Here is a 16,459-nt window from a genome sequence, read left to right as displayed (position 1 = left end):
CTCATTTATTAACTACACTAAAATTGCTGAATCATAATCCCCTGATACAATATAATTAATCCCTGAATCATTATGAATTTTAATTATAATCACTTCGTTAATTTGATGATTTATAAATGATCCATAAGGTACCTCAATATCTTTCATTGCATCAATAACATTTTGAATCTCTTTATTCTTAACTTTCATTGCATTTTCTATTTTGTTGCTACTATTAGAAAAATGTAATGGATACTGTAAGTTTTGCTCCGTTACATTTTTTACATTTAGTTGTTTCACTAAATATTTCACATAATCTTCTGCTTTTTTAAGCCGATTCTCCATATTACGATAGCTCTTTTCCAGCTCCGCAATATAAAGATTTCTACTCATATCTGCCTCATTATTAGAAACTGATTCAGAAGCATTCTTAGCCTTTTTATTCAATTGACTTTTTTCCTCAATGTTATCTCTTACTTGCAAATGTTGTACCTCAAGCAAATCTACATGTTTCAAGGCATTATTTTCACCTTGTTCTAATTCTTTTTTTATTGCCTTTCGCAAGTAATTAAACCATTGGACTAGCCATGTGTTATCAATATGACCATTAATAATTTTGTTTTGTTCTTCCATAGAAAAATCCATGTCACAAATTCTAGCAAGTCTGGAATTAATGTCGATACTAATGGACAAATTTTCGCCACTTTGAATTAACTGTACTAATCGACTAATTTTCTTAGATAATTCCATATCGTTTACCTCTCCTATTTCATACTGGTATTATAGTAGTCGAAATATATATCAATTTAGTTGCGATTTTTTTCTATAGCAAATTTAAATATTAAACTTGCTATAATACGTACTTCCTTATGAAAAATACTGTACTATGTTTTTACATTCACATTAAAAAATCTTAAGTAGTCGGTAATTCATCTAATGGTTTATATTGAAATGCATTAGATTTTTCAGACTCTTTACCCTCTAAATTAATTGCCGTCATTTCAATTACAGATACTTTATCATTAAAAATGTTATGATCTAATTTAGCAGGTGAATGCTCAACACCTGTTAAAACTAATACACCATTTACAAAAATGTTATAAGTCCCACTATCAGGTGACGTACTATAATCAAATCTAACTTCTACTCCACTTTCCATATTATTCACAGAAGTAATAGCTGGTGGTTCAGGGGCTTCATTTCCTACGACTGTAATTGGTAAAAATACTTCATGCACCCCATTTGTAATGACTATATCTGTAGTTCCTCCACTAAGGCCTGTTACAATTCCTTCAGGGCTCACCTTTGCTATATATTTATCTTTGACAGAATAAGTAGTGCCTGTACTCGCCCAATATACATAAATTAACCAGTTATCACCAACTTCTTCTTTACCATCTGTTTGGAAAGTAATCCCTAAATAGTCACCATTTAAATTTACAATTCGATATTCATTTCGTTTATTCGTTGCTATAACTTGTAATCCTTGTGTTTCTCTATCATCACCCACACCAAAACCATTGGTAGTCTTTACTATTTCAACTGTTCGTTCTTCGTATTTATAATTACTAATGTCTACCGTTGTAATTAAACCTTTATTATTATATAAATTATCTATATCTTTAAATAACATGGCCGGACGAAGTTCAGCAGTAACATTCCTTGTAACCCCATCACTAGTTAAGGCTTCTACATTCAACTGAACTTGATCACCCGTGTTGAGATTTAAATTCTTGTGGGAAACCATTAGAAAAGCTGTTGATGATAAAGGCTCGAATTCTGTATTAAGAAAAGCATCAACTTTCTTCTGGTACTTCTTTAGAGAGTCCTCCAAAACTAACTTTGCTTCTCTATAGGAAGTCTCAATTAATGCAGAACTTACCTCATCTCTCTTTTGCTCTAAAGTGCCTAACTTCGTTAAAATTTCTTTTGCCCTCATATTTCATCCTCCTCCCTCTTGTATCGCATTCATTATAAGGATTTACAAAATTTTTTATTTAATTTTTTCTAGAATAATTCTAGCCTTTTGTATAGTCATATTGTTTAACTTCCCAAAAGAAAAACTCTTTATTTTCAAATCTATAAAGTAATTTTTTAATGATGCTGCCCTGTTCATTATTATTTTTTAAATGCAGGATGTTCTTGAATACTTCTTGTTGCTTTAGAAACATCTTCATTCAACTCAGTTGTAGCTAGAGAGATATCTTTGGCTAAGCTAACTAACATGGTCATATATTCAACTTCTGCAAAGGATATGATAGAATTTTCACCTTTAGCATTTTTTCGAATAATAGTAGTACCATTTTCCTGCCATTCCTTAAACTTACTTTGAAAAAAAACATCTGCTTCCTCTAAGCTAAGACCTTCAGTTACTTCTTGTGTCTCACTCTTTAACTTTTTTATTAACTTATCCTCCAGCCAATCAACTTTCTTTGAATTACCACTTTTAAAATAAAAAACCGCAGAAACATTAAATTTATTTATTTTCATATTTAAATACCTCCTGGATTATAATCTTTCATCTACACCTGATCTTACTCTAAAACTTCAATAGGTTAATTAGTTTGATATGGGATTTATCTCATACAGTCATATATTTATAGTCGTTTTACTTAACTAAAGTGTTGCGAACTTATTTCCTAATAATTAAAAATGAGCCAATATCATGGGAAGCATCTATAGGTATTGATATGATTCCTTTAAGATGAGAGGTACCTGATTTACGAATTGAAATACTTCCCTCTAAGCGCGATGCACTTGCAACATAAATAGAGCTTTTTATTTCGTCAAACATACTCTTTCTAATAATAGCTGTTCCAATAAGAGTATAGCTTGCATACTGTCTTGTTAATATTGTAGAAATTATTTGAGACATATCAGGATATACCACTAAAATATTGCTATGAATCTCCATAAATTTATAATAAGTACCATCTGCAAATGGTTCCGTATTTAATACTTTTCCAATTAACAAATTGTATGCTGAGCCGCCAATTAAATTAATATCATGATGTTTCTTTGTATCCATGTGCTCAAACACCAATACAGTACGATTATTAGAAAAATCATATATCCCACCTAATTTACAAAACAAAGGAATGTTATTATCTCGAAAAATAGTTGTAATCATTTCAGGAAGTTCACTTTCAAATTGCTCATGATAAGTTTTATATTCACCTGTCTTTAATATGACATTGTATACAATTCCATCGATCTTAATTTCTAGGTTTTCATCTAAAATAGAAATAACATCCTCCAATTTTTTATCGCAGTATATTCTATCACCATGTGGAGTCAATGCCACTTTCTTCACCTCCTAAGAAAAGCAAACTTTCAACAGCTTTGTTACTCTTTAAAGAATTTCTTTGCTTTGAATTTTGTTTAACTGAAATTTTGTTTGAATAAAACAGAATTATTACTCCTCCTTTTTCATAATAGCTATCGAAATATCCCTAAAAATAGTTGTAAGATTTTAAAAATCTAAAATGAAAATAGTTTTTTGCTAACCTTCAATTCGATACTTACAAGTGTCTTCCGTTTATCCACTCAATAAACCTATATTTTCTCCTGCCCTTTTTTAAATCCTTCTACTTTTTCCGTCGCAACCTATTAACTTCTCATAACGACAGTTAGTATGCAGATTCAACAAACAGGAGGATTTAGAAATGACAAAAGACAAATTAATAAAGCTATTATATTTCAATTTGGATAAGTTAAAGTTAAACTCATACTTTGATTCGTTACCACAATCTTACATCCTAAAATTAACCAAAAGTTTTTTCTTTGTTAATAGAGTTGGGGTGAATTAAAGTGCCTTCCCAAAGATATATTGACCTTAGAGAAGATAATCTACCTGACTTACATAACAATGTGTTATTGAAAGCTTGCCAAGAGGATCCTGATTTACTCTCTGAACTTTTATATGAAAATAAAGAATTTCTCTTCTCAATCATTGCTCACTATAAAGGAAGCATTGAATCCCTGAAAAACAAATTTAACGTGGATGAAGAAGAGTTACTTCAACATGCTTATATAGCTGTTATTACAGCAATTAGAGATTTTGATTTTAATAAAGGAATTAAGTTTACTACTTATATTTATCGGCCAATTATATGGGAAGTTAACCAATTACTCTATAATGATTCTAGACTTGTACGCTTAAGTCGAAGTGCAGTAGATCTACTCAAACAAATGGAGAAAGTTGAAAATGAACTAGGTTATTTTCCAAAAGCTGAAGAATTAGCAAAATTACTTGATGTTACTGTAGAGCGCATTGAAAATGTTCTTCGATTCGCTTCAGAATTAACCTCTTTAAATTCACTTGAAAGCTTTGAACCCGAGGATTACTCAATAGGTTATGAAAGTAAAGTAATGGATAAAATCTATGTAGAAAATCTACTTAAAAACTCCGATTTATCCGAATTTGAAACTCAAGTAATCAACCTTATTATGGATGGTAACAATAACTCACAGATAGCAAAAAAATTAAATGTCTATCCAATGACAGTTAATCGTGCTTTAAACCGTATAAAGAATAAGTTAGATAACAACTTTGAGTCAAAACGATTGTCCAAATATGAAAGTGAAATAGGACTAATTGCAGAAGAAATGATCGAATTAAACTGTATAATGAATATAGAACAACTCAAAGATTTATTAGATGTATGTGGTTACAATATAAGCAAGTATAGCTCTCGAGTTTTATATTATATTCGTCAACAAGCTATAAGCCGCTTAGATCAAAACCTATCTGAATGCAATGATTGCTCGCAATAAAACTTAATTAAAAAAGTATATAACATTAATTTACAGAAGATTCAAACTATACAACTTCTTAAAAATCATTTTATTTATACATAAAAATAAGCAGATTCTTTTAATAAAGAATCCGCTTATTTATTAAATTTCTTGAATCCACATACCATAGTTAGGAAGAGCTAATTTTAATTTATTAAATGTTTCATCAACCCATGATTTAGTATTAAAATCTCCTACAATAATTCGATAATTATCATCCCCTAAATTTTCCTCCCACAAACCATAACCAGGTAGAATTTCTTTTACTCTATTCATTGTGGCATCCTTCCACTCAGACGTATTAAAGTCACCAAGGTAGATACGATAAAACGTTTTGTTCTCCTCTTCTCCCAAGAACCATTTAAGAGATTTGTCACCATTCAAACGGTTAACATCACAATTCCCAATTCCAGATACATACCCACCTGTTGTATTGTCTGCGTATTGCCATAAATCACAACTATATTTCGGCTTATTTCCATAGCGTGGAACCCATAAAAAATCAGCTTTTACATTACTTAACCCATATTTTTCATACATATGATGGCTTACATATAAACCAACTTTCCATCCTGCCGCTTTACATGTATCAATAAATGCTTGAGATGCTGCAGCTAATTTGCTCGGTCCACAACTTGCGAGTGTATCATCTTCTACATCTAACACTAAGAATCTAGCATTTGGACTAACTCGTGCCATAAAATCTTTTGCTTCCACAATTGCATCATTAACACTTACATAACACCCGTAAGCATATGCTGCATGCGGGACGCCATATGCTTCTAATTTTTGCACATGCTGATTATACAATTTATCACGTTTCAATGAACCATATTGCACACGACAAATAGCAAGATCTAAATTTTTTGCCGCCACAGCCCAATTAATATTATCATTCCATTTTGAAATATCAACAATATATCCCATACTTTAATCCCATCCTTTTTTAACGTAAAATATCAAATTTTTTCAAAAATCCATTCGCATAATTTGCTCCTCTACTTGCCAATAATCCTGCAGATATCATGGATATATATTTTCCATATCCATTCAAGTCAAAGAAGTTTAAATTAAAAGCAAATGCTAAAGAAATACCTACCAAAATAGATAACAGATACGTGAAACGATCTTGAATGGTTCTATTAGGTATCATGTTTTTTAGAATCTCTGTAAGAGATTCTGTTAGAATTGCTAAAATCACTAACAATGCTCCATTTTCTAGCATTGACTGTAAAAGGTCATTCATTTTCTATTCCTCCAATTTAAAATAGTGCATACCAAGTTTGCATACCAACTACACCATCAATAGATAAGAAACTAGAATTCCGCTGATACTCTTTAACCTTTTCTTCTGTTTCCTTACCAAATATGCCATCAACACTCACTTTTAATGTTCTTTGAATCGCCTCTATATTCCGTCCCCTATCGCCTTGTTTTATAGGCTTTCCTGGATATGGTCGAACAGGAGGACTTCTCATATACTCTTCTAGTTCTAAGTTGATGTAATTCTTGCCTAATTGTGGTGAACCTGTCTCGATTAAAATACTTTGTCCTTCATACAATGCATGGATGTCCAGTTCTGGATTTAGTTTTTTTAAACAATCTACTTTTATACCAAATTGAGTGGTTAAAGACTGAAGCGTATCGGTTGAACGTATTGTATATAAATTTCCATTTTTGACTGACACCTGTTTAGATATCAAATTGGTGCCCTTTGTACAACTTTCATACTCGTCTACTACATCCATAATGAATTGATTAAAGCTTTTCCCTACATATTCTAATCCTTTAGTGGGATCACTTCTCAGCTTAGAATCTAGTACATCATGCCCTATAATATCTCGGCGAGGATTTAGTCCAAACTTATAACAAATATAAGCATGTAGCCAAACATAGCGCTTATACGAATCTACCTTATCAATTTTTTCACCGTAACATAATTCCACTCCGATGGCAGAATTATTAGCACATGTATCATATAATGCATTACTAGTATTAACATCATAAATTACATGAAAGGCATATTCTGGTTCATGCGTCACCGCAGGTATACATTCAATAATTTGTTTATCATCTACGAGAAAATGTACCGCAGTATTTGATTGATTCTGTGTACGTTGATAATAATCTACACTTTCTCTTGCTGTTAAGTTTGGATGCTCTATATCATGCGCAACAATAAATTGAACATAAATGCGATTACCAGGACGCTTGGTTGATCCTTCATCCAGATAATCCGTTTCAATTTCAAATTTTTTCTTAAATCCCACATCAAGACCTCCTCATGCCTGAATAAAATGAAGAACATCAATCTCGTATTGCAACACTTGATTTGCATTATTATAAGGAGAATATTTTATGGTTTAACATTTACTTAGAATAATAAATATATTTAATATAAAAACAGATAGAGGTAGTCCTTGCCTTTGAAATAACTAATTATTCTGAATGCATTTCCCATGAGTCACCTTATTCCGTAATACTATTGCGTCTCCTTTGTACCTCTTCTTTTAATTCTCTATTCGCAGTGGTTAATTCATGCACTTGCGTTTCCAGACTCTCATTACGAGCCGTTAATTGTCTTACTTGTACTTCTAATTGAAGGTTCGCTTTTGTTAATCTAGCAACCTCTAGAGTTAGTTCTTTCACCTGATTTTGATATGTTAACATCATATCTTTGAGTTCAATTCGAAACTGCCTTTCGTCATCAGATAAAGAATGACGGTTTGTACTTGTATCGATACTGGTGTTAGAAGTTGGTTTGTTCTTAGAAGTTAAGTAACCAAAACCTCCTGTAATAAACATGCCTAATACAGAAGCAATTGCAGAAATTAAACTATCTTTCATTAACCGTCACCTACTTTCATCAGCTTAAGATAGAGACCTGCGGCCATAAGTGCCCAAACAAAATAACTTGTACCTGTTGTAGCACTATCACTTAACCATAAGGAAACGGAAACAAATGTCCAAAATCCAATAGAAATTAACAATCCAATACTTCTAATAATCTTATTATCTGTAGCCACCCCATATAATAAGAAGAAAGATATAAATAAGCATTGCATGCCCCATAACTGTTCCGGCATAACTTGCTCCATAGTACTGTATACAGAATTTTTAAATGTAGCAATGGGAGATAACAATAGAACTGCCCACCACAGTGCTATACTGATCAAACCAATTTCAACAAGATTGTATTTTCCCTGTTTAGGCATATATAATAGCCTCCTACTTTTAGAAATTCTCCTACCTTAGACATAACCTAATGTGAATTATTACAAGGTAAAGAGATGTTACACATGAAATACGCTCAAAATTTTTATCTCCATGTATTGTTAGAGATAAAACGTATTCCTATTTCATTTATCCTTATAACTTAAGGCAGTTATCACTTTCTATCATTGAGTCTTATCTAGCTTCTTACATAGAATAGTTAAAAAAATTTCATGTCACTATACATAAAACTAACTTTCTACATTGGAAATATTTACGCTATTAAACAATTTAAGTAGAAGATTTATATATTCCCTCTAACATTACTCAAAAATAAAAAGATTACACTTTTCTTAGAGAAACACTATCTACAACACAATACGTTAAGAAAAGTTACTTTAATTAGACCATTGAAAGTTCTTTAGACAATGAAAATTGATTTTTACAGCAAAATCATAAGAATTTATATGATTCATATATTTATAAATTTATTATCTTATTCAATAGAAATTATAAGAATTTAATCATAAAAAATAGCCTACCCAGTGAAATGGTAGGCTACTTTTCTCTTTTACATTATATAGGCATATGGATATGCTGTTACGACCTCAATACTACTCTCTAAATTGCTAACACGCTTAATTAAAGCTGTTACCGATATCTGTGATTTATCACTTTGTCTTACAAAGAAATTATAAGCTTGTAAGTCACTTTTATCGGACTGTCTAACAGCTACTGTTCCAAGTTTATCATATGCAGCTGATCGTCTTACTGCAATTGTACTACTTAAATCTTCCTTATCACTCTGCCTTATAATAACCGTGGAATTTACACTGTAATGTTCAAATACTTCAACTAAACCAACAAGATTACTATTCGAAGACTGTCTTACGGTAATTTTACCATTAAGTAAACCACCATCTGTTTGAGAATCACCCCATACTCGTACAGTAGCGTTCCCGAACAAATTAAAATGATCATAGCAAGCTATTTCACAAGCTAAATCTGCTAAGGCAATTTGTCTTGCGGCAATCTTGGAAGGTAAATCACTAACTTGTTTAGCTTGAATAAATCCATTTAATCCGATTTCAGCACTTCGTCTAATACTAATACTCGATTCTTGATTCTGGTTATCCCATATTCGAATAGCTATTGTTCCATCTAGTTGTCCGCCATCAAGCCAAGAGTCACCCCATACTCTTACTACAATAGAGTTTTCTAGTATCACTGCACCAGTTTGTCTTATTCTAATAGAAGAGGCTAAATCTCTATACCGTGGCTTACTAGCAGTAATACTAGAGAACAAGTTAACCCAAGGCCTTACATACCCCTTAATCGGAAGCCTATCTTCAGTATTTTGTTTAACTCTTACATAACCTCTAAAATCTATATGACCTATAGCTCTTACAGTTAGTTCTGAATAGAAGTTACCTGAATTTATTTCAAATATACTGTCTAAATCTGAGCTTCTTCTCACTCGCGCATTTAACATGGAAACCAGATTTTTTTGCGCATTAATAGGAATCGTAATAAACGATTGTAAATTACCTGAGTTTACTGTTACAATACCTGGAACATCATACATCATGCGTAGATTAATCGAAGAAGGAATTTCCTCCCACCCACCTAGCGGAATATGAATAGTCGCAGGAAGATTGTTCTCATTATTTTGTCTTGCAATTACATGGCCATTTAATAAAGATTTCTCCCAAACATTAATGTACGTTTTTAAATTAGGATTTCCTATGTTACCATAACCTTCTAAATCCATTCTATACTTAACGTACATTTCAGAATGTTGATCCGTACATTCTTCAACCCTAATTCCAATTGTACTATCTAATTCAACTCGCTCTTTAACATCTAAACTACCAGGCAACTCAAAACTACGTGTGATTTCAAATTCCATGAGTAGATTATTTTGCAAGTCAGTATCATTAGACCATACTCTTATATCAAAATTAGAAATGAGATCATCCCTATAAAGAACATAAACACTAGAGACTTTATTATTTTCAGTAATACTCATAGTAGAGGCTATTTGCCCACCATTAACTATAGGGTTCCCCCATACACGAGCGGTAATATTAGTGCTCAAATCATTTCTATAAAGAACATAAATACTCGAACGTTTTTCTATTTCATTGGCACGAATATAACCATCAAGGTCAGATGCACCTATTGTTTTAATAGCTATTTTTGCAAGAATTTCACTAAAATCTTTTTGTCTAGATACAATACTACCTATAATTTGTGGATGGTTAATCCAAATTCGGGATTCTAACTCCCTAGGTTGATGAACATATAAACTAGATGATAGATTACCAAATCCTTTATTATCTCTAACAAGAATGTTACCAATTAAATCTTTTACCTTATTCTGAATAATTGTGATTTCTGCTGAAATATACGCATGATCATCAGAATATATCTGCATGTCATAGTATGTAACTTCTAACTCTGGTCTTCGCTCGATTGCTTCTTTTGTATAAAATCCTCTAGATAAATTTTCGGACTCTTCTACTGCCCGCACTAAGAAACCAAGGTTAGGTTTTTCATATATATGCCACTGCTTAACTAACTGCGTAACATCAAACTCTACGTATCCAGCTGCTCCACCTATTACTCTAGTTACAGAAAATCCATCTATTGCAGCTTGAGGTTGGTTAGCCCACGTTACACCTGTTTCATTCCATTGACTATTACTTTCAATGACCTGAACAGACTGAGAACCTTGTCCTCTCCCATCATAATACAGTCGTAAAATAGCTTTACCTATTTCAGTATTTACTGTAGGTATTGTTGAAATATCAAATCCCACAAGGGAACGATATTTCTCAGGAAACGGTGATCCAGTCCTACCTATATACATCTGTGTTTCTGAACCATAGTTTAATTTCGGGAAAAATTCACGAATAAATGCATCCTTATTCGGATACAGTTTCATATTAAACTTTGGCCTTTCCATCATGCCATAACTAGCCCTTAATACGAATGGCTTAGAGACAAACAATTTACATTGTAAATTTTCAGTTACTCTAATCGATAACTTAGATGATAACCACTCAAAATAAATAGGCGCTATTTCATAGGTAGCCATCATACTGTTTTTCAAATTAATGAACATGTCTCCATATAATTCATTCCACTCTTTAATCCCTAAATCCATAGGTAAATCTGCTATAAAGATTGGCGAAATTTCATAGCTGGCAGACATTATTCCTTTTACAGCTACCGTTAAGGTACCATCGAGCTCTGAAAGACTAGTAATAGTAATTTTTGAAACCAAATCATCTATGATAATCCCAGACATACCATACTGTGCTCTCATGGATGAACGGGTCGTTACGTTAATAGTAGAGGGAAGTTCCTGTACAGCTCTTACAGTAAGATTTGCAAGGAAATCTCTAATGGTAATACCATCTACTCCATAGGTTGCTCTTATATATGAATTAGTAGAGATGTGTATACTTGATTCCAAGTTATTCGTACCCATTACAAAAATCTCGGAATAAAGATCACTATAATACGAAGGCTCAGTAAAGTATGTAGCCCTTACTAATCTATCTACATTTATATTAACTCCAATATTGGAAGGTAAATCTTTAAAATATGTTACAGAAATGGCACCTTTAAAATCATGATATGAAGCTTTGTCCGTTTCATACTTAGCAGACAAATGAATTTCTTTCATATTCACTATAATGTTTGATTTTAAATGTGCAGGATACGTCAATACATTTACTTCAGAAAGTAAACTTGAAATATATTGTTCATCAATCTCATAATGGCCTACTAATTTGGCATAAGGGTTAATAGATATATTGGAAAATAGATTGTTATGTGTACATACTCTAATTTCTGATTTAAAATCGCTAGATCCATAACCCTCCATATTATATTCAGAACGCATATAACTGATAGGATTGATATTCAATGTACATCTTAAATCTTTTTGGAAATGTGTGACACTAATTGTAGCAACTAAATCTTCTTCTCCAAATTTATCAATCTCATAGTTAGCGGCTATTCTAATACTTGGATTAATTATAATAGAACTTATCATATCTTCAGGTTTCATAATATCTATGAAGCCTTTTAAATTTTGACTATCTACTTTGGCTGTCTCATATTTCGCTATTGCTCGCGACATTATGCTTACATTTAAGGTAGCTTCTATCTCATCACGCCATAATACTAATCCCTTAGAAGATAGTTCACTTTTATTGTCGGTAATAAGAAAACCTGCATTGTAACTATTCGTTACCTCATCCCAACTAAGTGCCCTTTGATATATTCTAAAAGTTGCTATATTTCCTTCAAAATAACTATTATTTGCTGTTGATGATTTACCTAATACTAATGGGGCTGTTGTATTAACGTATTCTCCCAATACAGGTAAGCTAAATCCCTGCGGAGCTGCATTGATCATACCCCATAAACGTTCCCCGTCATACAGTAAAGTTACATGTTGCCAAGCCTTTACGTTAACTTCAGCAAAAACAAAAGACATTTTCTTTGTTTCTGTTGTTATTTGAACCCGAATTTCACGAGTATCTAAGTCAAAATAAAGTGAAAACCCTCGTTCACTTCCCGCACCATAAGATGCCACATAACCTGACTTAACTGGTTTGACCCAAGTTTCAAAAGTAAAACCTGAGTCTATTGGCAGTAATTCCAAATGATTAGGGATTACCACGTGATTGTTAAGGCCGTTAAAGTAAAGCGAATAAGGATCCGTAGGTATATTCATACCTGTCCAAGTCTTATCTTGCGAGAAGTTAAAACTTATCAAACTTCCGTTATGCCCTTTTCTTGCTAAATCAAACCAAGAATTAACAGGGGGTGTATTTACACCCTGTGAGTAACCTTGGTTAGCTAACGCAGAGTGTAAATGTAAAGTCAGTCCCTTTAACGGATAAGCCATTCTAATCACGTCCAATCCCATTGTATTGAGATGAAAAGCTCATTAAGCAGGACTTGCTTTTGCCTTCATATCAAATGTACCACCCTCTGTTACTGTAACTTCGGACAAGAACCTAATATAAAACTGTCTAGCATCTCCAATAGGTATAGTTCCAGGGAAAGGTATTTCATCTACAGGTACAAAAGGATTATTTGATAAACTTAATTGGACTGTAATTCCAGGTTTAACTGTATGTGGATCGACCCAAACTTTCATATCTTTAACAGGAAAATCAGCATTATTCTGCAACCATACTGGATAAGCCTCAGAGGTACTACCCGCTACCAAAGTTCCATATTCTAAATATCGTAAAATATTACCAGCTTCATCCGTATAATACAGGCCTATTTCATTTCTAAAACCTAAAATCGGAAGTTTTGGTGGGATGTGTTTTATTAATACGGGATCCCCATCTCGATTTTTTTCATCGAATGCCCAAATATTCACAAAGTCATAGGCACCGTAGGTGGAAGGATGTCGAATTTCTGGTGTATATTTGGCATCAAGTGTATTATAAGAGCCTGCATTAGTTTTATTTCTATTAAAGAAACTATTATCAAGAATCCATCCATTGATGAAATATCCAGGAGATGGATTTTCTCCATAGTTAGAATCCCATGTCCAAAACGATAAAGTTGACGCTCTAGCATAGCCTGTGATAATAACTCTAGAAATTGTTACTCCCCATACTCCAGATTGACCTGATGTATTAGTATTATAATATTGTTCTTTTCTGCAATGAATTCCACCAATAATACCCGAATTATTAGATGCATTCGCCATATTAGCGTGAACAACACAATCTTGTATTTTGATACTTTGACTAGATTTACTGTAATAGGAGATATAAGGAATATTACCAACAATTCCTCCCATATATCCGGAAACTTGATCAAAGATACCTGATACTGTACATTTTGAAATTAAAGCTGTCCTATCTGTAGTTCCAACAATTCCTCCAAAATATCCACTTTGTTGCTGCATAGGTGCATCGAAAAGACAGTTTTCAATAGTGGTATCGTTACCCATAGTGCCCACCATTCCTCCTGATCCGTTTCCGTTTCCTGCTTTAGCAAAGACTTTATAATTAAATGTGTTAAACATCTTTACACTTACATTAAGTAATTTAGAAGAACCGGACATTTTCCCTACCACAATTCCCGATTCATTTCCAACTTCCATGTCAACATCAATAATAATAAGATTTTTTATAATAGCAGAACCAGATAATTGATAAAATAGCCCAACATTACTTGCTGAACGCCTATACATATAAAGGTTACCTATAGCCTTATTATTTCCATCAAAAGTACCTTCAAAAACATTAGCCCACCAGCCATTATCATAATTACTCATCCCCATTCCAATTGGTAGCCAACCAGAACCCGACTTAGGATAGTTCAGTATAATATCATTTTCCATACGAAAATGTTTGTCCGCGAAATGACGGACTTGTTCTAAATCAAATTGATTATAAATGAGGAACGGGTCCTCTGAAATTCCTTTACCCTTTTTAAACTTAATAAATTTTCTATTCTCAGGATATCCTCTATTTACTTTATAATCACCAATATGCCAATAATTCTGATAATCAAACGAGTATGAAGAAGCTTTTTTCATGTCTGCTTCATTAAGTGCAGTGCCCCCACCTTTAGCTACTCCGCCTTGTTTTGTAAGATTGTAGTAGCAATAGGATACACTTCCTGAACCTACAAACCCCCCATGATACGAAGCGTTTTTAGCAACTGTTAAATCAGTAACAGAACCTGTTGAGAAACATTGAGATACAGATCCACCATTAACAATTCCTAAAAAACCACCACAGTTATTACCTGAAGACATCACATCCGCATGACTATAGCTTCTTACAATTCTCCCTGCATTTTGGTAACCAACTAAGCCACCTGTATATTGAGCAGAGCTCCCCTCATTTTTAACTGTTCCCGAAATTACGGCACAATCCTCAACATCTCCATCAGACTTTCCTACTAAAGCACCTACCATTGATCCGTTGGCCACAATATTTACATTAACTAATCGAACACGCTTAATAGTCCCCCCGGTTTGTTCACCAAACAAACCCACATTAGATTGGGTACGATTAATATATAAATCTTTAATATCATATCCCGCACCATCATAGTAACCTTTAAAGCTAGTAATTGGAGCAAAACCAGAACCAGTTTGATAACTAGTCATAATAATATCCTTTGTTTGCGTGTAGTAAGCACCTAAGTTACTTCGGACATTATGTAAATCCTTTTCATCCTCAACTAAATAGGGACTAGATTGTGTTCCCCCTCCACCAGAGAAATGGTCAACATATATATATGTCTTACCTTTTTCTTTTAAAAAGTATGGTCTTTCTTGATTTTTTTCTGTTTTTTGTTCAATAAAGACAATTAAAGGGTTCCCATCTTTATCCGGATCAGTAGCAATAAATACTTTATCATAATCATCTTGAGGTAAAATAATAACGCCACTTGTCTCTGATGCCCCGTCTACCCAAGTAAATTCCCTCGGCAAATCTATACCTGCTTCAGAAATTAAATTAGATAAATCACGAACTCGTTCACGACTTCGTACAGAAATACCTGTTGGATCATCTGTGTCTAAAATTATTTCACTGTCCAGATGAACTTCTTGAAATGTTGAATATATTAGGCTTAAATCTTCATCACTTACTACACTCTCAATATCACACCATTCGTTTTCTACTAAGATTTGAACTGGTATATTAAATGTTTTTAAGTGAACTTTCTTATCTATAACTTCTATTGTGTAGTTTCGAATCGTTTCAGTATCTTTTACTACACTCCCATCCATGTTATAAGATGTACCATAAAGGGTATTTAGAAGTTGTTCTCTTGTTAACTTTACTGAATGATCCAATTCAATTCACCACCTATATTAGGTTCAAGAGGCGCTTTAGTTTCAAAAGCTACTCGTCCATTATTTACTATAATCACTTTTCCATCTAATTTCTGATCAGCTACCATTCGTAAATTAATCATGGCAGGTTGGTTAAGTGGAAGTTTTACAATGGGTTTAAAATGAAAGTTAATACCTTCTACATTAATATTCGTTTTATACCCCAAGCTGTAATGAGTGATGCGGTTCGATAGCATTCCGTTTCCCTGAAAACCAGCCACAAGTCCTGATGCTTCTGCATCTTTAAATGTGATAATATCGTTAATGTCATACTTAAAATCGCCATTTAAAGGTATAGTTTTTCCATCAAACTCATAAAAGAACTGAATGCGATGATCTGCTATACTGAAAATACCATCACGTTCAAAATAAATTTTATTACCATGACCAATTAATCCGAATCGGAAAAGCTTATTTCTATCAATCTTATAAAAGCTATTCTCTTCTTTTGTATTAAAATCAAATTCTGGGAGATGAGTACCGTCAGGATACTCAGCCACCCAGATAAAATCCTGTGCCACAGGAGAATGTGTATATTTATCATTTTGTAAAATCAATTTGCTTCCCCCTACC

13 protein-coding genes are annotated in these 16,459 nt (G+C 32.9%); 1 reads left to right on the top strand and 12 read right to left on the bottom strand.

Features of this window, described 5'->3' with window-relative positions:
• Positions 1 to 12: 12 nt before the first annotated feature.
• The 4 genes from C4S65_RS15425 to C4S65_RS15410 form a co-directional block, all read right to left on the bottom strand.
• On the bottom strand, positions 13 to 729 hold the full coding sequence (locus C4S65_RS15425) for a hypothetical protein (protein ID WP_103945284.1): 717 nt from the start codon (positions 727 to 729) through the stop codon (positions 13 to 15).
• 163 nt (positions 730 to 892) lie between these two features.
• Entirely contained in the window at positions 893 to 1,918 is a 1,026-nt protein-coding gene (locus tag C4S65_RS15420) for a hypothetical protein (protein WP_098838317.1), read from the bottom strand.
• Between the two features lie 179 nt (positions 1,919 to 2,097).
• Positions 2,098 to 2,469: a hypothetical protein gene (locus C4S65_RS15415; protein ID WP_090976091.1), complete on the bottom strand. Its 372-nt coding sequence runs from the start codon at positions 2,467 to 2,469 to the stop codon at positions 2,098 to 2,100.
• 142 nt (positions 2,470 to 2,611) lie between these two features.
• Positions 2,612 to 3,283, bottom strand: a complete 672-nt coding sequence (locus tag C4S65_RS15410) for a hypothetical protein (RefSeq protein WP_090976089.1) — start codon at positions 3,281 to 3,283, stop codon at positions 2,612 to 2,614.
• A 506-nt stretch (positions 3,284 to 3,789) separates the two neighbouring features.
• On the opposite strand from C4S65_RS15410, the gene C4S65_RS15405 reads away from it, so the two are divergent.
• Positions 3,790 to 4,755: a sigma-70 domain-containing protein gene (locus C4S65_RS15405; RefSeq protein WP_088047532.1), complete on the top strand. Its 966-nt coding sequence runs from the start codon at positions 3,790 to 3,792 to the stop codon at positions 4,753 to 4,755.
• Between the two features lie 123 nt (positions 4,756 to 4,878).
• Here the strand turns inward: C4S65_RS15405 and C4S65_RS15400 are convergent, their stop codons facing one another.
• The 8 genes from C4S65_RS15400 to C4S65_RS15365 all read right to left on the bottom strand — a co-directional run bounded on the left by C4S65_RS15400 (position 4,879) and on the right by C4S65_RS15365 (position 16,443).
• The gene (locus tag C4S65_RS15400; protein ID WP_000540598.1) at positions 4,879 to 5,703 is read right to left on the bottom strand and encodes a GH25 family lysozyme; all 825 of its coding nucleotides are present in this window, start codon (positions 5,701 to 5,703) and stop codon (positions 4,879 to 4,881) included.
• 19 nt (positions 5,704 to 5,722) lie between these two features.
• Positions 5,723 to 6,022 carry a hypothetical protein gene (locus C4S65_RS15395; RefSeq protein WP_000998965.1) on the bottom strand — a complete coding sequence of 100 codons (300 nt, stop codon included), beginning with the start codon at positions 6,020 to 6,022 and terminating at the stop codon, positions 5,723 to 5,725.
• A 16-nt stretch (positions 6,023 to 6,038) separates the two neighbouring features.
• Positions 6,039 to 7,046, bottom strand: coding sequence for an N-acetylmuramoyl-L-alanine amidase (locus C4S65_RS15390; RefSeq protein WP_098838316.1), 1,008 nt, complete (start codon positions 7,044 to 7,046; stop codon positions 6,039 to 6,041).
• 199 nt (positions 7,047 to 7,245) lie between these two features.
• Positions 7,246 to 7,623, bottom strand: coding sequence for a hypothetical protein (locus C4S65_RS15385; protein ID WP_000655296.1), 378 nt, complete (start codon positions 7,621 to 7,623; stop codon positions 7,246 to 7,248).
• Entirely contained in the window at positions 7,623 to 7,991 is a 369-nt protein-coding gene (locus C4S65_RS15380) for a hypothetical protein (protein WP_001125914.1), read from the bottom strand. The genes C4S65_RS15385 and C4S65_RS15380 overlap by 1 nt, the downstream gene beginning before the upstream one ends.
• Positions 7,992 to 8,560: 569 nt before the next feature.
• Positions 8,561 to 12,916, bottom strand: coding sequence for a DNRLRE domain-containing protein (locus C4S65_RS15375; RefSeq protein ID WP_098838315.1), 4,356 nt, complete (start codon positions 12,914 to 12,916; stop codon positions 8,561 to 8,563).
• A 42-nt stretch (positions 12,917 to 12,958) separates the two neighbouring features.
• Positions 12,959 to 15,847, bottom strand: coding sequence for a hypothetical protein (locus C4S65_RS15370; RefSeq protein WP_000350106.1), 2,889 nt, complete (start codon positions 15,845 to 15,847; stop codon positions 12,959 to 12,961).
• On the bottom strand, positions 15,832 to 16,443 hold the full coding sequence (locus C4S65_RS15365) for a hypothetical protein (RefSeq protein ID WP_098838314.1): 612 nt from the start codon (positions 16,441 to 16,443) through the stop codon (positions 15,832 to 15,834). The genes C4S65_RS15370 and C4S65_RS15365 overlap by 16 nt, the downstream gene beginning before the upstream one ends.
• Positions 16,444 to 16,459 lie beyond the last annotated feature (16 nt).

It is taken from the genome of Bacillus sp. ok061 (assembly GCF_900108285.1).
In the GTDB taxonomy this organism is placed as follows: domain Bacteria; phylum Bacillota; class Bacilli; order Bacillales; family Bacillaceae_G; genus Bacillus_A; species Bacillus_A thuringiensis_S.
Note: the sequence above shows the minus strand (reverse complement) of the source record. Positions and strands in the feature narration are given on the sequence as shown.

Bases quoted from the DNA above. Each gene is read 5' to 3' on its own strand.
- C4S65_RS15400 (WP_000540598.1), bottom strand. From the start codon at position 5,703: ATGGGATATATTGTTGATATTTCAAAATGGAATGATAATATTAATTGG.
- C4S65_RS15385 (WP_000655296.1), bottom strand. From the start codon at position 7,623: ATGAAAGATAGTTTAATTTCTGCAATTGCTTCTGTATTAGGCATGTTT.
- C4S65_RS15415 (WP_090976091.1), bottom strand. From the start codon at position 2,469: ATGAAAATAAATAAATTTAATGTTTCTGCGGTTTTTTATTTTAAAAGT.
- C4S65_RS15420 (WP_098838317.1), bottom strand. From the start codon at position 1,918: ATGAGGGCAAAAGAAATTTTAACGAAGTTAGGCACTTTAGAGCAAAAG.
- C4S65_RS15375 (WP_098838315.1), bottom strand. From the start codon at position 12,916: ATGGCTTATCCGTTAAAGGGACTGACTTTACATTTACACTCTGCGTTA.
- C4S65_RS15395 (WP_000998965.1), bottom strand. From the start codon at position 6,022: ATGAATGACCTTTTACAGTCAATGCTAGAAAATGGAGCATTGTTAGTG.
- C4S65_RS15380 (WP_001125914.1), bottom strand. From the start codon at position 7,991: ATGCCTAAACAGGGAAAATACAATCTTGTTGAAATTGGTTTGATCAGT.
- C4S65_RS15425 (WP_103945284.1), bottom strand. From the start codon at position 729: ATGGAATTATCTAAGAAAATTAGTCGATTAGTACAGTTAATTCAAAGT.